The sequence below is a fragment of the Streptomyces sp. NPDC058231 genome, from assembly GCF_042882275.1.
Taxonomy (GTDB): domain Bacteria; phylum Actinomycetota; class Actinomycetes; order Streptomycetales; family Streptomycetaceae; genus Streptomyces.
Genome location: NZ_JBHVWN010000030.1, coordinates 52,270 through 72,127, shown reverse-complemented (window position 1 = coordinate 72,127; position 19,858 = coordinate 52,270). Strand labels below are relative to the sequence as shown.

17 protein-coding genes and 1 pseudogene are annotated in these 19,858 nt (G+C 71.5%); 9 read left to right on the top strand and 9 right to left on the bottom strand.

Features of this window, described 5'->3' with window-relative positions:
- The first annotated feature begins 64 nt into the window (after positions 1 to 64).
- The 3 genes from ACFVXE_RS20895 to ACFVXE_RS20885 all read left to right on the top strand — a co-directional run bounded on the left by ACFVXE_RS20895 (position 65) and on the right by ACFVXE_RS20885 (position 3,586).
- On the top strand, positions 65 to 925 hold the full coding sequence (locus ACFVXE_RS20895) for a TIM barrel protein (RefSeq protein ID WP_389672945.1): 861 nt from the start codon (positions 65 to 67) through the stop codon (positions 923 to 925).
- Positions 926 to 972: 47 nt separating this feature from the next.
- A complete protein-coding gene (locus ACFVXE_RS20890) occupies positions 973 to 1,872 on the top strand; it encodes a 2-hydroxy-3-oxopropionate reductase (protein WP_389672943.1) in 900 nt (299 codons plus the stop codon).
- Between the two features lie 256 nt (positions 1,873 to 2,128).
- Entirely contained in the window at positions 2,129 to 3,586 is a 1,458-nt protein-coding gene (locus ACFVXE_RS20885) for a catalase (protein ID WP_389672942.1), read from the top strand.
- Positions 3,587 to 4,041: 455 nt separating this feature from the next.
- Here the strand turns inward: ACFVXE_RS20885 and ACFVXE_RS20880 are convergent, their stop codons facing one another.
- From ACFVXE_RS20880 to gcl, 5 genes and pseudogenes are all read right to left on the bottom strand, one after another.
- Positions 4,042 to 4,713: a response regulator gene (locus tag ACFVXE_RS20880; protein WP_389672940.1), complete on the bottom strand. Its 672-nt coding sequence runs from the start codon at positions 4,711 to 4,713 to the stop codon at positions 4,042 to 4,044.
- A complete protein-coding gene (locus ACFVXE_RS20875; protein WP_389672939.1) occupies positions 4,710 to 6,008 on the bottom strand; it encodes a sensor histidine kinase in 1,299 nt (432 codons plus the stop codon). The genes ACFVXE_RS20880 and ACFVXE_RS20875 overlap by 4 nt, the downstream gene beginning before the upstream one ends.
- A gap of 199 nt (positions 6,009 to 6,207) precedes the next feature.
- Positions 6,208 to 7,362, bottom strand: a complete 1,155-nt coding sequence (locus ACFVXE_RS20870) for an acyltransferase (RefSeq protein WP_389672979.1) — start codon at positions 7,360 to 7,362, stop codon at positions 6,208 to 6,210.
- Positions 7,363 to 7,366: 4 nt separating this feature from the next.
- A pseudogene (locus ACFVXE_RS20865) lies at positions 7,367 to 7,741 on the bottom strand (hypothetical protein); the annotation flags it as partial.
- Positions 7,742 to 7,962: 221 nt separating this feature from the next.
- Positions 7,963 to 9,747, bottom strand: a complete 1,785-nt coding sequence (gene gcl, locus ACFVXE_RS20860; protein WP_389672937.1) for a glyoxylate carboligase — start codon at positions 9,745 to 9,747, stop codon at positions 7,963 to 7,965.
- Positions 9,748 to 10,102: 355 nt separating this feature from the next.
- On the opposite strand from gcl, the gene ACFVXE_RS20855 reads away from it, so the two are divergent.
- The 3 genes from ACFVXE_RS20855 (at position 10,103) to ACFVXE_RS20845 (ending at position 11,684) form a co-directional block, all read left to right on the top strand.
- The gene (locus tag ACFVXE_RS20855; protein ID WP_389672977.1) at positions 10,103 to 10,798 is read left to right on the top strand and encodes a hypothetical protein; all 696 of its coding nucleotides are present in this window, start codon (positions 10,103 to 10,105) and stop codon (positions 10,796 to 10,798) included.
- Between the two features lie 32 nt (positions 10,799 to 10,830).
- Positions 10,831 to 11,337, top strand: coding sequence for a GNAT family N-acetyltransferase (locus ACFVXE_RS20850; protein WP_389672936.1), 507 nt, complete (start codon positions 10,831 to 10,833; stop codon positions 11,335 to 11,337).
- 125 nt (positions 11,338 to 11,462) lie between these two features.
- Positions 11,463 to 11,684, top strand: coding sequence for a hypothetical protein (locus ACFVXE_RS20845; protein ID WP_389672934.1), 222 nt, complete (start codon positions 11,463 to 11,465; stop codon positions 11,682 to 11,684).
- Between the two features lie 31 nt (positions 11,685 to 11,715).
- On the opposite strand, the gene ACFVXE_RS20840 is transcribed toward ACFVXE_RS20845, so the two are convergent.
- The gene (locus tag ACFVXE_RS20840; RefSeq protein ID WP_389672933.1) at positions 11,716 to 13,329 is read right to left on the bottom strand and encodes an AMP-binding protein; all 1,614 of its coding nucleotides are present in this window, start codon (positions 13,327 to 13,329) and stop codon (positions 11,716 to 11,718) included.
- Positions 13,326 to 15,002, bottom strand: coding sequence for an AMP-binding protein (locus tag ACFVXE_RS20835; protein ID WP_389672931.1), 1,677 nt, complete (start codon positions 15,000 to 15,002; stop codon positions 13,326 to 13,328). Before ACFVXE_RS20835 ends, ACFVXE_RS20840 begins: the two co-directional genes overlap by 4 nt.
- Before the next feature lie 134 nt (positions 15,003 to 15,136).
- Between ACFVXE_RS20835 and ACFVXE_RS20830 the strand changes: the two genes are divergently transcribed.
- On the top strand, positions 15,137 to 15,979 hold the full coding sequence (locus tag ACFVXE_RS20830) for a response regulator transcription factor (protein WP_389672930.1): 843 nt from the start codon (positions 15,137 to 15,139) through the stop codon (positions 15,977 to 15,979).
- 22 nt (positions 15,980 to 16,001) lie between these two features.
- Here ACFVXE_RS20830 and ACFVXE_RS20825 read toward each other — a convergent pair whose 3' ends face one another.
- Positions 16,002 to 17,168 carry a winged helix DNA-binding domain-containing protein gene (locus tag ACFVXE_RS20825; protein ID WP_389672928.1) on the bottom strand — a complete coding sequence of 389 codons (1,167 nt, stop codon included), beginning with the start codon at positions 17,166 to 17,168 and terminating at the stop codon, positions 16,002 to 16,004.
- A 129-nt stretch (positions 17,169 to 17,297) separates the two neighbouring features.
- On the opposite strand from ACFVXE_RS20825, the gene ACFVXE_RS20820 reads away from it, so the two are divergent.
- Complete coding sequence (locus tag ACFVXE_RS20820; RefSeq protein ID WP_389672927.1) at positions 17,298 to 18,173, top strand: DMT family transporter; 876 nt, start codon at positions 17,298 to 17,300, stop codon at positions 18,171 to 18,173.
- 165 nt (positions 18,174 to 18,338) lie between these two features.
- Here ACFVXE_RS20820 and ACFVXE_RS20815 read toward each other — a convergent pair whose 3' ends face one another.
- Complete coding sequence (locus ACFVXE_RS20815) at positions 18,339 to 19,259, bottom strand: DUF2510 domain-containing protein (protein WP_389672925.1); 921 nt, start codon at positions 19,257 to 19,259, stop codon at positions 18,339 to 18,341.
- A 226-nt stretch (positions 19,260 to 19,485) separates the two neighbouring features.
- On the opposite strand from ACFVXE_RS20815, the gene ACFVXE_RS20810 reads away from it, so the two are divergent.
- Entirely contained in the window at positions 19,486 to 19,854 is a 369-nt protein-coding gene (locus tag ACFVXE_RS20810; protein ID WP_389672923.1) for a nuclear transport factor 2 family protein, read from the top strand.
- The last annotated feature ends 4 nt before the right edge of the window (positions 19,855 to 19,858 follow it).

Genomic DNA, 19,858 nt, shown 5'->3' with positions numbered 1-19,858 from the left:
CTCGCAGGCACTCTTCCGTTGAGCAGAAATCAACTTCCGCAATACGGAAGGAGCGCCGCATCTCATGGCCGCTCTCCCTGCAGAGAAGACTGGGCAGGACCAGCGCTTCGATGTGAACCTTTCGATCCTCTTCACCGAACTCCCGCTCCTGGAGCGACCGGCGGCAGCCGCCGCGGCCGGCTTCACGGCGGTCGAGCTGTGGTGGCCGTGGCCCGAGAACCCCACACCGCCGCAGGCGGATCTCGATGCCCTCAAGAAGGCGCTCGACGACGCCGGTACGCAGCTGGTGGGGCTGAACTTCTACGCCGGCCGGCTGCCAGGCCCCGACCGCGGCGCACTCTCCGTGCCCGGCGCGCAGTCCGACCGCTTCCGCGCCAATGTCGAGGTGGCGACCGCCTTCGCCGCCTCGGTCGGCTGCGGGGCGCTCAACGCGCTCTACGGCAACCGCGTCGAGGGCGTGGACCCGGCGGCGCAGGACGAACTCGCCCTGGAGAACCTGACCCTGGCCGCCCGCGCGGCCGACCGGATCGGGGCCGTCCTGCTGATCGAGACCCTGAACGGGCCCGAGTCGCCGGATTACCCGCTGCTGAGCGCACCGGCCGGGATCGAGGTCGTCGACCGGGTCAATGCCGCGACGGGCCTCGGCAACGCGAAGTTCCTGCTGGACCTTTACCACCTGTCGATGAACGGGGAGGACCTCGGCCGGGTCATCACCGACCACGCCGACCGGACCGGTCACGTCCAGATCGCCGACAACCCGGGACGCGGCGCGCCGGGCACCGGTTCGCTCCCGCTGGAGCAACTCCTCGGCGCGTTGACGAAGGCCGGATACGACGGCTGGGTCGGCCTGGAGTACAAGCCGGGCGACCGGCCGAGCGCCGAGTCCTTCGAGTGGCTCCCGGCCGCGTCCCGGGCGGCCTGCTGAGGGCGCCGGCCCCACCCCCGTACGCATGTTCACCGGAAGGCATCCTCATGAGCAACAACCTCCCCAAGGTTGCGTGGATCGGGCTCGGCATCATGGGCTCGCCCATGTCCGAGAACCTGATCAAGGCCGGTTACGACGTCACCGGCCACACTCTGGAACAGGACAAGATCGACCGGCTGGTCGCGGCCGGCGGCACGGGCGCGGACTCGATCGCCGAGGCCGTCGCGGACGCGGACGTCATCATCACGATGGTGCCCGCCTCCCCGCAGGTGGAGGCCGTCGCCTACGGCCCCGGGGGCATCCTCGAGAACGCGCGGCGCGGCGCCCTGCTGATCGACATGTCCTCCATCACCCCCCGGACCTCCGTCGACCTCGCGAAGAACGCGGAGGAGAAGGGCATCCGCGTGCTGGACGCCCCGGTCTCCGGCGGCGAGGCCGGGGCGATCGAGGCGGTGCTCTCGATCATGGTCGGCGGCGAGCGGGCCGACTTCGACGCCGCCAGGCCGGTGCTCGACGCGCTGGGCACGACGGTCGTGCTCTGCGGTCCGCACGGCTCCGGCCAGACGGTGAAGGCCGCCAACCAGCTGATCGTCGCGGTCAACATCCAGGCCTGCGCCGAGGCTGTCGTCTTCCTGGAGAAGTCCGGGGTCGATCTCGCGGCCGCGCTCGACGTCCTGAACGGCGGGCTGGCCGGCTCGACCGTACTGACACGCAAGAAGGACAACTTCCTGACGCGGGACTTCACACCGGGCTTCCGGATCGACCTGCACCACAAGGACATGGGCATCGTCACGGACGCCGCCCGCAACGTCGGCGCCGCACTGCCCGTCGGCGCCGTGGTCGCCCAGCTCGTCGGCTCGTTGCGCGCCCAGGGCGACGGCGGCCTGGACCACTCGGCGCTGCTGCGCTCGGTCGAGCGCCTCTCCGACCGGCCCGCGCAGGCATGACCCGCCCCGGGCGGGCCCGCACGGGGCGCGGCCCGGACGCACCGGCCGCTCCCTCCGGGGACAACGGCCGCGCGGACTTCCGGATGGCGCCGACGCCGACACCTGTCCTGTCGCGCCCAGGCGCCGACGCCATCCGGAACACCCCTCCCTCGATTTCAACAAACTGTTGACGTTGGGTTCGGGGCGTACTTACGCTCCTGGAGCCCCCAGGGCGTCGCAGTTCAGCAGCTCCCGTACGGAAGGTTGCCCCGACACCATGACGCAGCGTGTGCTTACGACCGAGTCAGGCGCCCCGGTCGCCGACAACCAGAACTCCGCCACCGCCGGTGCCGGTGGCCCGCTCCTCCTCCAGGACCAGCACCTGCTGGAGAAGCTCGCGCGCTTCAACCGTGAACGCATCCCGGAGCGGGTGGTCCACGCCCGCGGCTCAGGTGCGTACGGCTACTTCGAAGTGACCGACGACGTCACCGGATTCACCCGCGCCGACTTCCTCTCCGCCGTCGGCAGGCGCACCGAGACGTTCATCCGGTTCTCGACGGTCGCCGATTCCCTCGGCGGCGCCGACGCCGTACGCGACCCGCGCGGTTTTGCCCTCAAGTTCTATACGGACGAGGGCAATTACGATCTGGTCGGCAACAACACTCCGGTCTTCTTCATCAAGGACCCGGTCAAGTTCCCCGACTTCATCCACTCGCAGAAGCGCGACCCCTTCACGGGCCGCCAGGAGCCGGACAACGTCTGGGACTTCTGGGCGCACTCCCCCGAGGCGACCCACCAGGTGACCTGGCTGATGGGTGATCGCGGCATCCCCGCGTCGTACCGGCACATGAACGGCTACGGCTCGCACACCTACCAGTGGACGAACGCCGAGGGCGAGGCCTTCTTCGTCAAGTACCACTTCAAGACCAACCAGGGTGTGCGCTCGCTCTCCGGCGAACAGGCCGCGGAACTCGTGGGCAGGGACGCCAGCTCGCACCAGACGGACCTGCTGCAGGCCATCGAGCGGGGCGTGAAACCGTCCTGGACGCTGTATGTGCAGGTGATGCCGGCCGCCGAAGCCGCGGACCACCGCTTCAACCCGTTCGACCTCACCAAGGTCTGGCCGCACGGCGACCACCCGCTGCAACGGGTGGGCCGACTGGTCCTGGACCGCAACCCGGACAATGTGTTCGCCGAGGTCGAGCAGGCCGCGTTCTCCCCGAACAACTTCGTGCCCGGCATCGGCCCGTCCCCGGACAAGATGCTCCAGGGCCGGCTGTTCGCCTACGCCGACGCGCAGCGCTACCGTCTCGGCGTCAACCACACCCGGCTCCCGGTCAACGCGCCGCGGACCGCCGTCGTCGACAACTACGGCCGCGACGGTCTGCACGCGACCCGCAACGGTGCTCGCCACGACAGGAACTACGAGCCCAACTCGTACGCGGGTCCGGCCCAGACCGACGCGGCGCTCTCCGCGCCGCTCGCGGTCCACGGCTGGACCGGCACCCACGCGACACCCGCCCATACCAAGGACGACGACTTCTTCCAGGCGGGCGAGCTCTACCGGCTGATGTCCGAGGACGAGAAGGGCCGCCTGGTCGCCAACATCGCCGGCGGCCTCTCCCAGGTCACCCGCGACGACGTGATCGAGAAGAACCTCACCCACTTCCGCGCCGCCGACGCCGAGTACGGCAGGCGCGTCGAAGAAGCGGTCCGCGAACTGCGCGAGGACTAGGGTCTTCCGTTCGATCGGGCCGGAGCCGGCCGGAGCAGCCACCGGGGCACACCGTCCCGGCCCGGTCCGGACGAAGGACGTCGGCCACCAGGACCGCGCAGGAGTGTGACGAGTTGTCAGACTCCTTGCGCCGTCCGCCCCGTCGGCCCTGAGGGAGTGCCCGGCGGGACGGACGAGACCGAGCACCGCGGCGGCGCGCGAGCCAGTGCGGTGGTGAAGGCAGCCGGCGACCGCTCTCCGCCTGAGAGAGGGCGGCCCGACTGTCCGTCGCCCGCCGCCGCGGTCCCGGGAACCGGACCGGCGACGACTCCGCCCGGTGGCGCGAAGGACACGGACGCAGCACCACTCGCCGCCGGGCGGTCACCACTCCCGCGTAGGGCGCGGAGGTGCGGACGGCCCCGTACTCCGTCCGTCCCGCGCGTGCGGAGGCCCGGCTCCGTGCACCCGCGTGCGGCTCAGCAGCCGCCCGGGCGGACCAGGCCCGTCTCGTACGCGAAGACCGCCGCCTGGGTCCGGTCGCGCACCCCCAGTTTGGCCAGGATGCGGCTCACATGGGTCTTCGCGGTCTGCTCCGCCACCACCAGCAACCGGGCGATCTCCGCGTTCGACAGGCCCTGCGCGACGAGGGACAGAACTTCGGTCTCACGCTCCGTCAGAACACCCACGCGCTCCTTGAGCGGCGCCCTGGGCGCGGCGGTCACACGGGAGAACTCGGCGATCAGCCGCTTGGTGACGCTCGGGGCGAGCAGGGCGTCACCGGCTGCCACCACCCGTACCGCCTGCGCCAGTTCCTCGGCCGACGCGTCCTTGAGCAGGAAGCCGGAGGCGCCGGCGCGCAACGCCTCGTACACGTACTCGTCGAGGTCGAAGGTGGTGAGGATGAGCACCTTGACCTGCGCGCCGAACGGCGACGTGACGCGGCGGGTCGCCTCGATGCCGTCGAGCTGCGGCATCCGGACATCCATCAGGACGACGTCCGGGCCGAGTTCGGCGACCTGGGTGACGGCGTCCAGTCCGTCCACCGCCTGGCCGACGACCTCGATGTCCGGTTCGGCGTCGAGCAGTACCGTGAAGCCCTGACGGACCATCACCTGGTCGTCGGCTATCAGTACGCGGATGGTCGTCACGTGGCGTCCTCAACAGGGTCGGCGGCCGGGCCGTGGCCGTGTACCGGGAGGACGGCCGTCACCTCGTAGCCGCCGTCCGGGGTGGGCCCGGTGGCCAGTTCACCACCGAGCATGGCAGTGCGTTCGCGCATGCCCAACAACCCGTGCCCGAGGGTGGACGGGACCGGGGCTGATCCGTGCGGTGCGGTGTTGGTGATTCTGACGGTCAGTCCGGCCGCTGCGTAACCGGTCTCCACCCGCACCTCGGCGCCGGGGGCGTGCCGCATGGCGTTGCTGAGTGCCTCCTGGACGATACGGAAGGCCGACAGCTCCACGCCCGGCGGCAGTGGACGCCGCGCACCGACGGTGGCGGTGCTCACCGCGAGCCCGGTGGCGCGCACCGTGTCGACCAGTTCGTCCAGCCGGTCCAGGGTGGGCTGCGGACGGTGCCCCGCGCCGTGCGACAGGGCGTCCTCGGAACGCAGTACGCCGAGCACGTGCCGCAGTTCGGTGAGTGCCTCGACGGCACTGCGCCGGATGCCCGCGAGGTTCTCCCGGAGCTCGTCGGACGGGTTCTCGACCAGGTGGGGTGCGACCTGCGCCTGGATGGAGATCACCGACATGTGGTGGGCGACGACGTCGTGGAGTTCGCGGGCGATCCGGTTGCGCTCCTCCAGCAGGGTGCGCCGCGCCCGCTCCCCGGCGGTGAGTTCCTCCTGCTCGACGAGCTGGGTGCGGGCCATCCGCAGTCCGCGCAGCACGGCTCCGAGCAGCGCGGCGGCGATCAGGACCGGTGCGGTCCGGTCGACGAGGTAGTGGTGCGGCAGGGTGGCGAGGAACGTGCAGGCCTGCATGGCGAGCACGGTGATCGCCAGTGCCCCGGCCGCGCGCCGGGGCCGGACGCGCAGCGCCAGCAGGAAGAGCGCGCCGCTCTGCAGCGCGAGCCCGATGACACCCCAGGGGAACAGGGGTCCCTGCGCCGTACCCGGCTCGCCGAGCAGCACGGTGGCGACCATCAGGACGGTCGACGCCCACCAGGCCGACACCGGGCGGAACATCCCGGCGACGAGCGCCACCCCCTGGCAGAAGCCGAGCACGACCACGTACGAGGGGACCGGGCCACCGGCGGTCCGGCTCAGTTCGTTCACGCGCAGCACGGTCAGGAGGGTCGCGCAGATGACGAGGAGCATTCCGTACACCGGCCGCCAGACCGGCCAACCGGGCTGCCCCATGGGCGGCATCGGGTCGGCGGCCGCGGTCAGATCCTCGAACAGCACCCGTGGCGCCCTGCGCAGGGCGGTCCTCAGTCGCTCCATGTCCCCCATCGCCCCCCCACTTCGTCCGGCCCACCTTATGGGCTGTTCAGTCACTCCTGGCAGGTGCACGACGACCGCCACGGCGCCCGGCCGCGTTGCCGCAACGCCCGCACAAGCCCGGCGCGGCGGGATCCTTCGGCCCTGCGACGCACCGCATCCGGCGCCGTGCGCCGGTACACCGCGGATCACGGGACAGCCCTCAGGCACGGCGGACCACGGGCGCCCTGTCGGGACGGCTCGCGCGGACGACCCGGCCGCTCCTTCGCGGCCGGCCCTCCTCGTACTTGCGGAACGCGGCCCAGCACACCAGCAGCGCCACGGCGAACGCGGGCAGCCAGGCCAGCCGTGCCAGCACCCACTGCGGGTCACCGGGGACGGTGTGCAGTCCCGGCAGCGCCTCGCCCGCGAGAAGACCGAGGGCGGTGACCGCCATCATCGCGGTCTGATGCCAGAGGAACACCGTCATCGCGGAGAGGTTGACCAGCGCCACCGCCGCCCAGGCGGCCGGGCGCCGCAGAATTCTCCGGAGCGGGCCGAGCAGCAGCCGGGCCGCGCCGCACTGGGCGAGACCGAAGGTGACGGCCGCGAGCGTGGGCGGGTCGAGGTTGGAGATGCGGCTGCCGGGCACCCCGACCATGGACGCCGGGTATCCGGCCCACAGGACGAGTCCGGCGGTGGCCGCGGCGCCCGTCAGCAGCACCGCCCATCCGGTCGCCCGGCTCCGCAGACCGCCGCGGGCCCAGGTCGCACCCAGGCAGTACGGGACCAGCCAGCCGGCCGCCACGTTGATCCAGCCGAGGCAGGCCGGGCCGCCCAGCCCGAACCTGATCAGATCGACATGCACCACGACGGCGAGCGGCCACAGCGGATGGAGTCTCGCGACGAGCGGGGTCGCCGCGGTGAGTGCCGTGAGGACCAGCAGGAACCAGAGCGGCGACAGCACCAGTTTGAGCAGCGCGTGCACGGTCCCGATACCCACTCCGGAGGCGAGCAGCACCCCCGCGATCACGGTCCACACGACCAGCAGGGCGGCCACCGGCCGGAACAGCCGGCTCGTCCGCGCGCCGGTCCACTGCCCGTACGTGACGCCGCGGGCACGGGCCGCGGCGTAGCTCCTCGCTCCCATCTCCCCGCCCACCAGGAAGAAGACCGCAAGAGTCTGGAACAGCCAGGAGACCGGCACCAGTTCGGGCATGTGCTGGAGGGGGCTTGCGGCGCGCACGGATCCTGTGTCGGCGATCAGCGCGGTGACCAGCCAGTGCCCGAGCACCACGCCGAGGATGGCGAGGGCGCGCAGCGCGTCTACGGCGCGGTCCCGGTCATGCGGTGTGGCGGCGTCGATCCGCCGGACGATTTAACAGATCACCGAAGACCTCCGCGCCGCGGCCGCCGTCGCGCCCGTCGAAGGAGAGGAAGTGGCGTGCGGGATCGGCGAAGGCGCGCAGGGCGGCGGCCCGCTTCCGGTCGCCGTGGCCGGTGGCCATGCGTTCGGCCGCCAGGATGGATCCTCGGTTGGCCGCGTAGCGCCGGGCCAATGCCTCGGGGGTCGCTGCGCGCAGCGGGGCGAGGGCGGCGGGGGCCGGCGCCGGGACCGCCGTGGGCCGGGCCGCACCCGACACGGGTACGGCGACCGCGGCGATCACGAGGGCGGCGAGCAGCGTGCGGGCACCGCGCGCACGGCTGGTGGGGGTGCGTCCCGCGAGCGGGAGCCTGCTGGGCGGGCGGGGCGCCATGGGAATGGTCCTTCCGTACCGGATGTCCGTGGTTCTTCCGGTACAGAAGCTAGGGACCGGACCCCGTGGCCGGCGTCAACCCGTGGGGGTCACCTTCCAGATAGCTCTGAAGTACTACGAGTAGGGGGAATTGGCCTCGCCGGCCGCGCCGGGACCGGTGTGCGGGACGGATCACCGGGGTCCGGCGGTCCGCCCCGCGAACGGCACCGGCGGGTGAGTCGTCAGCTCGCCACGAAAGGGCGGACCGCGGTCGGGGCGTGACCCGGTTCGGTGACGACGTCCTCCCACTCGTTGACGGCGTCGATGCCGGCGGCGCCCATCGAGATGTTCGTGACGCGCTCCAGGATCGCCTCGACGACCACCGGGACCCGGAACCGGGCAGCCAGCTTCTTGGCCTCCTCGAACGCGGGCAGCAGCCGGTCGGGCTCGGTGACCCTGATCGCCTTGCAGCCCAGCCCCTCGACGACCTTGACGTGGTCGACGCCGTAGCCGCCCAGCTCCGGGGAGTTGATGTTCTCGAACTCCAGGTTGACCTGGAAGTCGATGTCGAAGCTGCGCTGCGCCTGGCGGATCAGCCCCAGATAGGAGTTGTTCACCAGGACATGGACGTACGGGATGTGGTGCTGTGCGCCGACCGCCAGCTCCTCCAGCATGAACTGGAAGTCGTAGTCGCCGGAGAGCGCGACGACCTGGCCGTCGGGGTCTGCGGTGGCGACGCCAAGCGCGGCCGGGATCGTCCAGCCGAGCGGCCCGGCCTGGCCGCAGTTGATCCAGTGGCGCGGCCGGTGGACGTGCAGGAGTTGCGCGCCGGCGATCTGGGAGAGGCCGATGGTGGTGACGTAGCGGGTCTCGGGTCCGAAGGCGCGGTTCATCTCCTCGTAGACCCGCTGCGGCTTCATCGGGACCTGGTCGAAGTGGGTACGGCGCTGCAGCCTGGCCCTGCGCTCCTGGGTGGCGGCGGCCCACGCGCTGCGGTCCGGGAGCCCGCCCACGGCCTTGAGCTCCTTCGCCACCTCGACGAAGAGCTCCAGCGCGGCCTTGGCGTCGGAGGCGATGCCGAGGTCAGGCGCGAAGATCCTGCCGAGCTGGGTGGGCTCGATGTCGACGTGGACGAATGTGCGGCCCTCGGTGTACACGGCGAGGTCGCCGGTGTGCCGGTTGGCCCAGCGGTTGCCGATGCCGAGGACGAAATCGGACTCCAGGAAGTTGGCGTTGCCGTAGCGGTGCGAGGTCTGCAGTCCGACCATGCCCGCGTTCAGACCGTGGTCGTCGGCGAGGATGCCCCAGCCCATCAAGGTCGGGACGACCGGCGTTCCGGTCAACTCGGCGAATTCGACGAGGAGGTCGCAGGCGTCGGCGTTGATGACGCCGCCGCCGGCGACGATCACAGGGCGTTCGGAGGCGAGCAGGAGAGCGGTCGCCTTCTCGATCTGGGCGCGGGACGCGGCCGGCTTGTAGACGGGCAGCGGCTGGTACGTCTCCGGATCGAACTCGATCTCGGTGAGCTGGACGTCGATCGGCAGGTCGATCAGAACCGGCCCCGGACGGCCCGAACGCATCAGGTGGAAGGCCTCCTGAAAGACGCCCGGCACCTGTGCGGCCTCCAGGACGGTCGTCGCGGCCTTCGTCACCGGCCTGGCGATCGAGGCGATGTCGACGGCCTGGAAGTCCTCCTTGTGGAGCTTGGCCACCGGTGCCTGGCCGGTGATGCAGAGGATCGGGACGGAGTCGGCGGCGGCCGAGTACAGCCCGGTGATCATGTCGGTCCCGGCCGGTCCCGACGTACCGATGCAGACACCGATGTTCCCGGCTTCGCTCCGGGTGTAGCCCTCCGCCATGTGGGAGGCGCCCTCGACATGGCGGGCAAGCGTGTGGTCGATGCCACCGCCCGCCCTGAGCGCCGCGTAGAAGGGGTTGATCGCCGCGCCCGGCACGCCGAACGCGTGGGTGACGCCTTCCCGCTTGAGGATCTCAACTGCCGCTCGGGCAGCGGTCATTCGAGGCATCGATTACTCCTGCTCGCCTGGTGGAGTCGGGCTCCGTCGCGCCACCTGAGAGCGCCGATTCCGTATCGTGGAATCTCATTTCTACTATACGGAAGCAATGTAGGAGCTGGTCCGACGGCCGTCAAGGGCGGGCGCCGGAGCTGCCCCGCAGGGCACGCGTGGTGCGGCGATTCCGCCAAGTCGCTCCCCCACGCCCGGCTCTTGGTGGAGCATGGGGACGCGGGGCGCAGCCGGCGCGGGGTGCGACGGGGAGCGCCGCGCGAGGCCGGACCGCGTTCCGGCGTCGGGCCGCGGGGTGTTCCCGTGCCGCCGGCCGGGTCCGAGGCGCGGCACGGGGTACCGGAGGGAGACGATGGTGGAGTCCGTGCCGGTACGCTGCCCGGCCTGCCGACTGGATCAGCCATATCTCGCACCGGTCTATCCGTGCCCGTGCGGCTCCCCCACCTCCCCGCCGTTACTGCCCGGCGCCCCGCCCCAGCCGGTCACGCACCGCTCCTGGAACGACGACTGGGTGACCGTGCGCTGCCTCGCCTGCGGACGCCACGACGAGTGGCCGCAGCCGGAACTGTGCTGTCCCTGCGGGACGGTGCTGCGGATCCCGGTCCGTCCGGTGGCTCCGGGTGGCACCCTGCCGTCCCACATCCCGTCGCCTCGCACGGCGCCCGCCCCGCGCCCCCCGTTCCGGCCGACGACAATCCGTACCGGACCTGACGCGGTCACCGCCGCCGCGGCGTATCTGACCTGGCTGGGCTACCGCGACGTGGTGCGGTCGGCCGAGCGTCCTTCGTCCCGGATCGATCTGCGCGCCGCCGGTCTGATCGCCCAGGTCGACTCGACCACCCGGCCGACCGCCCGGCGCGACGTCGAGTGCCTCTGGCTGTACGCCCTGAACTCGTCGGTGACCGGCGTCCTGTTCTCGCTGGCGGGGTACGCGCCGGATGCCGGAGCACGCGCCGACGGCCTCCGTGTCCCACTCTTCGTGATGGACCTCACCGGGACCCCGCAGCCGGTGAACAGCCCGGCGGACGAACTGCTCTCCACCGGAGCCTGACCGCACACCGGCCGACCACGCCATACTGAGGCATGCGTATCCGTCCCGCCCGCCGCTCCGATCTCCCGCAGCTCCAGGACATCGAGCGCGCCGCCGGCGAACCGTTCCGCTCCCTCGGCATGTCCGCCGTCGCGGACGACGACCCACCACCCCTCGGCCTGCTGGACGACTACCGCAGGGGCGGCCGCGCCTGGGTGGCCGCCGATTCCGACGACCGTCCCGTCGGATATCTGATCGCCGACCCGCTCGACGGCGCCGCCCATGTGGAGCAGGTCTCGGTCCATCCGTCCGCCGCCCGGCAGGGCGTGGGACGCACACTCATCGATCACCTCGCCGACTGGGCGGGCGACGGACGGCTGACCGCCCTCACCCTGACGACGTTCTCCCATGTCCCGTGGAATGCGCCGTACTACACGCGGCTCGGCTTCCGCGCACTCACGGAGGCCGAACTCACCGACGGACTGAGGAAGATCAGGGCCGAGGAGGCGGAACACGGACTCGACCGCTGGCCGAGGGTCTGCATGCGACGCGAACTCTGACCCACCGCCGGACCGGCCGGTTCCGCTGTGGAACCGGCCGGCAACAGCGAGTGCAATCGGTCACGTTCGGTCCTGGGCCCACAAATGTTCGGTCTCTGTCAGTGGGCGGCCTTAGAGTGGTGCGCATGGCCTTAATCCCACGACACGCACCATCCTCCGACCCGCTGGACACCGTACAGCCGACGCACACGTCCGCCGTCGAGGCGAACGAGGCGATCCGCGCCCTGGTGGACGCGCGAGCCGGACAGGACTGGTCCTCCGTGGAGTCCGCCGCCTACGAGGTGCTGCTGATCGAGTGGGCGGCGGCGACCCGTGGCGCCGCCGGCGACGTCATCGAAGCCGCCTGACGGCGCGGGGGCACCGCCTTCCCGACTCGGCCTATCCGTAGCTCTCGCGCAGTTCGATCTTCCGGACCTTCCCGCTGACCGTCATCGGGAAAGCCTCCAGGATCCGCAGCCGCCGTGGCACCTTGTAGTGCGCCAGCTGCTCCCGGCAGTACTCCGACACCTCGTCCAGGGTCGGCGGGTCCGCGGGGTCCCGGGGGATGACACAGGCCAGGATCTCCTCGCCGTACCTCTCGTCCGGCACCCCCACCACCTGCACGTCCGCGATCTTCGGGTGGCCGTAGAGGAACTCCTCGATCTCCCGCGGGTACACGTTCTCGCCGCCACGGATGATCATGTCCTTGATCCGGCCGACAATCTGTACGTAACCGTCGTCCCGCATCACCGCGAGGTCGCCGGTGTGCATCCAGCGTCCCTCGTCGATCACCTCGGCGGTGCGCTCGGGCTGCTCCCAGTAGCCGAGCATCACGCTGTAGCCGCGGGTGCGGAGTTCGCCCGCCTCACCTCGCGGCAGGGTCACGCCCGTCACGGGGTCGACCACCTTCACCTCGATGTGCGGCAGGGCCCGGCCGACCGTGCCGGTGCGGCGCTCCAGATCGTCCTCGCGGCGGGTCTGGGTGGAGACCGGGGAGGTCTCCGTCATGCCGTAGCAGATGGACACCTCGTCCATGTGCATCTCGGCGACGACCCGCTTCATCACCTCGACCGGGCAGGGCGACCCGGCCATGATCCCGGTGCGCAGCGAGGACAGGTCGTACGAGGCGAATTCAGGGAGGTTCAGTTCCGCGATGAACATGGTGGGGACACCGTAGAGCGAGGTGCAGCGCTCCTGCTGGACCGCGGCGAGTACGGCGGCGGGCTCGAAGGCGGGGGCCGGGATCACGATGCAGGCGCCGTGCGAGGTGATCCCCAGGTTGCCCATCACCATGCCGAAGCAGTGGTAGAACGGGACGGGAAGACAGACCCGGTCCTGCTCGGTGTAGGCAACCATCTCCCCGACGAAGTAGCCGTTGTTGAGGATGTTGTGGTGGGAGAGCGTGGCTCCCTTGGGGAAGCCCGTCGTACCCGAGGTGTACTGGATGTTGATCGGGTCGTCGCAGGACAACCCGGCTTCCCTGTGGGCCAGTTGCTCGCCGGTCACCGATCCGGCCGCCGCCGTCAGCTCGTCCCAGGAGGGATCGCCGATGTAGTGCACGGACCGCAGGGCGGGGCACTCGGCCCGGACCTGGCCGACCAGTGCACGGTAGTCGCTGGTCCGGTGGGAGAGCGAGGAGACCAGGAGCGAGATCCCGGCCTGGGCGAGCACGTACTGCAGCTCGTGCGCCCGGTAGGCCGGGTTGATGTTGACCATGATCGCGCCGATGCGGGCGGTGGCGTACTGGACGAGCACCCACTCGGGGCAGTTGATCGCCCAGATGCCCACGCGGTCCCCCTCGGCCACCCCGGAGCCCATCAGTCCGCGCGCCAGCTCGTCGACCGCGGCGCCGAATTCGGCGTAGGTCCAACGGCGTCCCGAGGCGACATCGACGAGTGCCTCGCGCTCCGGGTACGCCTCGATCGCCCGGTCGAGATTGCGTCCGATGGTGTCGCCGAGCAGGGCGGTGGTGCCGGTGCCGTGTGCGTAGGACAGTCCGGTCCGTCCGGTCATCGCAGGTCCCCCTCGTCGTACTCGGTTCCGATGCCCTCGGCCGTGCGCTCACGCAGTTCGATCCGGCGGATCTTCCCGGACACGGTCTTCGGCAGCTCGGCGAACTCCAGCCGGCGGATCCGCTTGTACGGGGCCAGCACCGCCCGCGAGTGCGCGAACAGCACCTTCGCCGTGTCGGGTCCGGGCTCCCAGCCCTCGGCGAGGACGACGTACGCCTTCGGGACGGCGAGCCGGAGCGGGTCGGGGGCGGGCACGACCGCCGCCTCGGCGACCGCCTCGTGCTCCAGCAGGGCGCTCTCCAGCTCGAACGGCGAGATCTTGTAGTCGGATGCCTTGAAGACGTCGTCGGCACGCCCCACATAGGTGATGTAGCCGTCCTCGTCCCGGGAACCGATGTCGCCGGTGCGGTAGTAGCCGCCCGCCATCGCCTCGGCGGTACGGTCCGGGTCGCCGTGGTAGCCGGTCATCAGGCCGACCGGACGGTCCGTCAGGTCGAGGGCGATCTCGCCCTCGGAGGCACCGGGCTCGCCGGTGACCGGGTCGAGCAGCTCGACCTTGAAGCCCGGGCTGGGCCGCCCCATGGAGCCGGACTTCAGCAGCTGGCCCGGGGTGTTGGCGACCTGGACGGCCGTCTCGGTCTGCCCGAAGCCGTCCCGGATGGTGACGCCCCACTCGCGCCGGACGGTCTCGATGACCTCGGGGTTGAGCGGTTCGCCCGCGGCGACGACCTCGCGCGGCGGGGTTCGCAGCTGGGAGAGGTCGGCCTGGATGAGCATCCGCCAGACGGTGGGCGGGGCGCAGAAGCTGGTGACGCCCGAGCGGTCCATCTCCGCCATCAGCCGGCCCGCGTCGAACCGGGTGTAGTTGAAGATGAAGACCGTCGCCTCTGCGCTCCACGGCGCGAACAGGTTCGACCAGGCGTGCTTGGCCCACCCGGGCGACGAGATGTTGAGGTGGATGTCCCCGGGCTTGAGCCCGATCCAGTACATCGTCGACAAGTGGCCGACGGGGTACGAGACATGGGTGTGCTCGACCAGCTTGGGGCTGGCGGTCGTGCCGGAGGTGAAGTACAGCATCAGCGGCTCGTCGGCGTCGGTCTCCCGGTCCGCCCGGAAGGTCTCCGGCTGCCCGTCGGCGCCGGTGTACGGCAGCCAGCCCGCCACGTCCTCGCCGACGGCGATCCGGGTGTAGTCACCGGGCACCTCGTCGAACTTGGCGGCGTCCTCGTCCCGCACGATCACATGCCGGACCCGGCCGCGGGCCACCCGGTCGCGCAGGTCGACGGGGCCGAGGAGCGGTGTGGCGGGGATGACGACGGCACGCAGCTTCATCGCGGCGAGCGCCGTCTCCCAGAGTTCGACCTGGTTGCCGAGCATGACGAGGATCCGGTCCCCGGCCCGTACCCCTTGGACGCGCAGCCAGTTCGCGACCTGGTCGGAGCGGGCGGACATCCGGGCGAAGGACACCTCGGTGCGCCGGCCGTCCTCCTCCACGATGTGCAGGGCGGTGCGGTCGTTGTCCTCGGCGATGGCATCGAACCAGTCGAGCGCCCAGTTGAAGTGGTCGGCCCGGGGCCAGCGGAAACCCTCGTAGGCCGCCCGGTAGTCCTCCCGATGCCGCAGCAGGAAGTCCCGGGCGGCCCGGAACGTCTCCGTCGCGCTGGTTGCCGACATGTGCCCTCCTCATTGCGGACCGGACCGGTCTCTTAACATCATGTAAACAGTGACCCAGGTCTCACCACCCCCGAACGGGGGGTACCCGCGGCGAGGCCGATCGGCCCGCCCGGACCGGGCAGAGAGGCGACAGCGTGCCGGAACCGGTGGATGTGGTCGAGATGCAGACGGCGCTGCTGCGGTTGCGGCGGACGAGCGGGCTGCCCGTGGTGTTCGGCGGACTGCTCTCGGACGCGCGCCACGCCCGGATCGCGGAGCTCAACGGGGCGCGCACCGCGGCGCTGCGAGGACTCGTCATATCGGCGGGCAGCGGGCTCGGCGGCAAGTCGATCGCCCTGTCCCGGCCCTGTGCGGTGATCGACTATCCGTCGTCGCGGCACATCAGCCACGAGTACGACACGGCCGTCGCGGCGGAGGGGCTGCGCTCGGTGGTCGCGGTGCCCGTCGTCGTACGCCGCAAGGTGCGGGGGGTGCTGTACGGGGCGCTGCGTGAGCCGCTCGCCCTCGGGGACCGTACCTTCGACGCGGCGGTCGCAGCCGCCCGGGACGTGGAGCAGGCGCTCGCCGTGCAGGACGAGGTGCAGCAGCTCCTGTCCGTCACCCGCGACCGGACGACGGACCCCGGGGAGGCCCCGGGCGCGTGGGAGGAAGTGCGCGAGGCCCACCGCGAACTGCGTGCGCTGCTCCCGAAGGTGGCCGACCCGGCGCTGCGCGAGGAGCTTCTCTCGGTGTGCGGCCGGCTCGCCTCGGCGTCCGGGCGGCGGGTACCGCGCTCCCGCGGGGTGCAGCTGGCACCCCGCGAGATCGACGTCCTCGGCTGCGTGGCGACGGGCGCGACCAACGCGGTGGTGGCGGACCGGCTGGGGCTGCGGCCGGAGACCGTGAAGGGATATCTGCGCGCGGCCATGCGCAAACTGGGGGCCCGCACCCGGCTGGAGGCGGTGGTGGCGGCGCGGAAGGAGGGGCTGCTGCCGTAGGCCCGTCGGGCGAGGCGTCCGCTCATTCACCGAAGTCGACGAAGCGGGCGAACCGGACTTCGTGTGCGGACGGGTCCGCGGGAAGCATCGCCGCGAGCATGCCCATCCCCTCCTCCGTGACCGCGTCGCGCTCGGCCCGGCTCAGCCGGCCGAGTGCCTGCACGGTGAGGGTCGTCGCCTCGCGCGGCTTCCCACCCGGCGTCCCGTACCGCCAGACAGCCGCGAGGAATCCGTCGACCAGCACGGTTCCGTACGCCTGGTTTCCGTTCCCGTTCCGCCCCCGGTACCGCGGCGGGATGATGCGCGTACGGTCCGCGTGGCCGAGCAGCACGTTGTCGAACTCGGGCAGGAAACGCGGCGGGGCGGGGGTGTCCGGATCGGGGCGCGGGGCGTCGGGCAGGTCGAAGAGTTCGACGCCGTTCTCGTCGCGGAAGGTGACCAGCCGCGGCCGCAGTCGTTCGAACACCTCCCCCAGCCGGGTCAGTCCGGCCCACCGCTGCATGTCCATCACGGAGGCGGGTCCGAATGCGCCGAGGTAGCGCAGCACGGTCGCGTCGGGTGCGGCGGCCTGTCGCGCCGGCCGGCCGAGCCAGTGCTCGACGGTGGTCAGCTCTACCTGTCCGCTCCGGCCCCAGAGCCCGCGCGGGACCACCTGGACCAGCGGCAGCGTGCAGCGGGCGGCCACGCTCAGCGCCTGCGGGTCGGCGTCCGGCCACTGGACGAGCAGCGCCTCGCGGAGTTCCTTCGGAGTGCGTGGCCGCTCCTCGACGAGCTCTCTGCCGATCGCCGCGAGCCGGTCCGGATCGACGCCGACGAGCCCCCGGCGGAACATGTTCAGTTCCCGGTCGCGCGCCGGCTGGACGAGCGGGCGCAGGGTGAGCGCGTCGTCGGCGGTGTGGGTGTGGATGGTGGACCGGAGGGTGACGATGCGCACCACCTCACGGGACTCCATCAGCGTGGAGAGCTCGGCGGGGTCGAAGTCGGCGAGGCGGGCGAAGAGCTGGTAGTACGGCGGCCTGGTGTTCTGCGCCTGGAGCCCCACGAGATGGCCGACCGCGTCCTTCGCGGACATCGGGCTCCGGCTCAGGAGCAGTTGGCGCTCCAGGGTGGCTCGGCCCAGCGCCCGGGGCGGGAGCACGCGGGGTCGGGCGGATGCGGCTGGTGCGGCGGGGTTCGTCTGCTCGGCCATGACCGGCACGGTACGTGCGGTTGCGGACACCCGCGGTCCGCAATCGCACCGCCCCGCCGTTCCTCCGGCCGCCGCACCGCAGGAGGGCAGGACCCGGGATCGGGCGCGGTCCGCCCGCATCATGGACCGGTGATCAGTGTCCTGTTCGCCATCCTGACCGCAGTCAGCAACGGCGCCGCCTCCGTCCTACAGCGCCGGGCCGCTCTCGTCGTACCCGACACGGAGGCGATGCGTCTTTCGCTCATCGGCCATCTGCTGCGCCAGCGGGTGTGGCTGGCCGGCATCGGCCTGGTGATCGTCGCCGCGGTCTGCCAGGCGGTCGCGCTGGCCACCGGTCCGATCGCCGTGGTCCAGCCGATCTTCGTCATCGAACTGCCGGCGACGCTGTTGCTGGCCGGATTCGTGATGCGGGTCCGGGTGCCCCGGAAGGTCTGGTACGGCGTGGCCGCCGTGACTTTCGGACTGGCCCTCGGCATGGGGTCGGCGGCGCCGGGCGGCGGCAGCACCTCGGTGGCGGGCACGGCCTGGATCCCCGCGCTGATCCTGACCGGGATCTTCGAAGCCGCCCTGATCACCGGCGCGATGAAGACCCGGGGCAACCCCCGGGCCGCGCTGCTCGGACTGGCCGCCGCGTGCGGGTACTCGCTCACCGCCGCGCTGATGAAGGACGCCATGGGGCGGCTCGGCGACGGCGGGCCGACCGCGCTGCTGACCTCTTGGCAGCTGTACGCCACCGCCGCCGCCGGAGTGGGCGCGCTGTACCTCCTCCAGAACGCCCTGCAGGCCGGCACCCTGGTCGCAGTCCAGCCGATGCTGACCCTGGGCGACGCGCTGATCAGCGTTCTGTACGGGGTGACGCTGTTCGGCGAGGAGCTGCGCACCGGCTGGTGGCTGCTGCCGGAACTGGTCGCCGTCGCGCTGATCGCGCTGGGCTGCGTCGAGCTGGCCCGCTCACCGCTGGCATCCGGAAACGCCGTACCGCCGCGCTCCTCCCGCGTGAAGTGACACTCCCGCGGCCGGACGGCCGCTCCACGGCGGCGTGAGCCGGACGGCCGGCGGCGAGAGTGCCGCCGGCCGGTACCGGGCACCGGCGGGAGCGGAACCGGCCCGCGGGTGCCCTGCTCCGGCGGCGCCGGGACACGCGGGCCGGACCGGTCCGGCCGAGAAGCCCTAGACGCCCTGGCCCGGTCCGGAACCCGTCCCGGACGCCGCCTTGATGCCCTTCGTGATGTCGTCCATCACCGAGATCGCGGGCGCCTTGGCACCGGCGTCGAAGCCGGACCGTACGAGAACCAGCATGTCGGCGGAGTTCGGGGAGGGCAGGGCCAACGACTGGACGTAGCCGTCGTCGCCCTCCTTCGTCACCACCTTCCAGCGCACCAGGTAGCCCTTCTGGCCCGCCACGGTGACGGCCTCGGACTTCAGCTGCTGGTGCGAGGTGATGGCGCCGTACGCCTTGCCGCCGTACGACTCCTTGGCGTTGGTGGCGATATCGGCCTTCGCCGCCGCCTCCGCCGTCTTCGCCGTGATCTTCAGCGCCTGCGCCGGGGCGACGAACACCCCGCCACGCTCGCATTTCTGCGAGGCGTCGGCCGGGCAGTTGTACGTACCGGTGCTCACCGAGGCGCCGGCCGTGGCCGACTTCCCTGTCCAGCCGTCGGGCACCGGCAGGCTGAGGCCGCTGATCATGTCGGTGACATAGCCGTCCTCGGACGGCGGCTGCTGCTGCTCGGGCGCCGGGCTCTGGCCGTCGGTACCTCCCTGGCCACCCGAGCCGCCCTGGCCGTTCCGACCGCCTCCGGGGAAGCCGCCTCCGGGAAAACTGGGCGCGGGCGACACGGCACGGTCGGACGTGTTCTCCGGGTTACCGGATCCGTCCGTCAGCAGGACGGCACCACCCGCGACCGCGGCCAGTACCACCACACCCGCGACGACGCCGACACCGATCCGGATCCGGCGGCGCCGCACGGCGGCGGGCGGCATCCGGAGCTGATCCGTCCACTGGCTCCCGTCCCACCAGCGTTCCTGGACGGGGCCTGTTCCTGTATACCCGGGGTCCGTATGCCAGCCGGGAGGGCTCATCTGGGTCACGTCGCCCACCGTAGAGGGGCTCTGTGAAAATCCCATGAAACGGATGCGGAAATCCCCGCCGCTCGCAGCCTACGGACCTGGGCACGACAGGTCCGTAGGCCCCCCGTTCCGGGTGCGGCCATGACCCCGGAGGTAATCGACGCGCCTTCCCGCATCGGACACCGTGTCACTCACCAGCCGCACCGGAGCCCGGCCGCGGGGCCGGGTCCGTGGGAGAGGAGACACGATGACCGCATACGAGGAAGCCGTCCAGCGCTACTTCGCCGCCTGGAACGCGCCCACCCCGGAAGAGCTCGCCAAGGCGGTCGCCGCCGCGTTCACCGAGGGGGCCACGTACACCGACCCACTGGCCGACGTACGGGGCCACGACGGGCTGGCCGCCGCGATCAGCGGAGCCCAGCAGCAGTTCCCCGGCTACGAGTTCACGCTGACCGGAGCCCCGGACGGGCACCACGGCATCGTCCGCTTCAGCTGGGACCTGGTCTCCACCGCCGACGGGTCGGCGCCCGCCGCCGGGTCCGACGTCGTCACCCTCGACGACGACGGGCGGATCAGCTCGGTCAGCGGGTTCCTGGACCGGGTCCCCGGAGCATGAGCGG

Bases quoted from the DNA above. Each gene is read 5' to 3' on its own strand.
- ACFVXE_RS20895 (WP_389672945.1), top strand. From the start codon at position 65: ATGGCCGCTCTCCCTGCAGAGAAGACTGGGCAGGACCAGCGCTTCGAT.
- ACFVXE_RS20890 (WP_389672943.1), top strand. From the start codon at position 973: ATGAGCAACAACCTCCCCAAGGTTGCGTGGATCGGGCTCGGCATCATG.
- ACFVXE_RS20885 (WP_389672942.1), top strand. From the start codon at position 2,129: ATGACGCAGCGTGTGCTTACGACCGAGTCAGGCGCCCCGGTCGCCGAC.
- ACFVXE_RS20875 (WP_389672939.1), bottom strand. From the start codon at position 6,008: ATGGAGCGACTGAGGACCGCCCTGCGCAGGGCGCCACGGGTGCTGTTC.
- gcl (WP_389672937.1), bottom strand. From the start codon at position 9,747: ATGCCTCGAATGACCGCTGCCCGAGCGGCAGTTGAGATCCTCAAGCGG.
- ACFVXE_RS20850 (WP_389672936.1), top strand. From the start codon at position 10,831: ATGCGTATCCGTCCCGCCCGCCGCTCCGATCTCCCGCAGCTCCAGGAC.
- ACFVXE_RS20845 (WP_389672934.1), top strand. From the start codon at position 11,463: ATGGCCTTAATCCCACGACACGCACCATCCTCCGACCCGCTGGACACC.
- ACFVXE_RS20840 (WP_389672933.1), bottom strand. From the start codon at position 13,329: ATGACCGGACGGACCGGACTGTCCTACGCACACGGCACCGGCACCACC.
- ACFVXE_RS20835 (WP_389672931.1), bottom strand. From the start codon at position 15,002: ATGTCGGCAACCAGCGCGACGGAGACGTTCCGGGCCGCCCGGGACTTC.
- ACFVXE_RS20825 (WP_389672928.1), bottom strand. From the start codon at position 17,168: ATGGCCGAGCAGACGAACCCCGCCGCACCAGCCGCATCCGCCCGACCC.
- ACFVXE_RS20810 (WP_389672923.1), top strand. From the start codon at position 19,486: ATGACCGCATACGAGGAAGCCGTCCAGCGCTACTTCGCCGCCTGGAAC.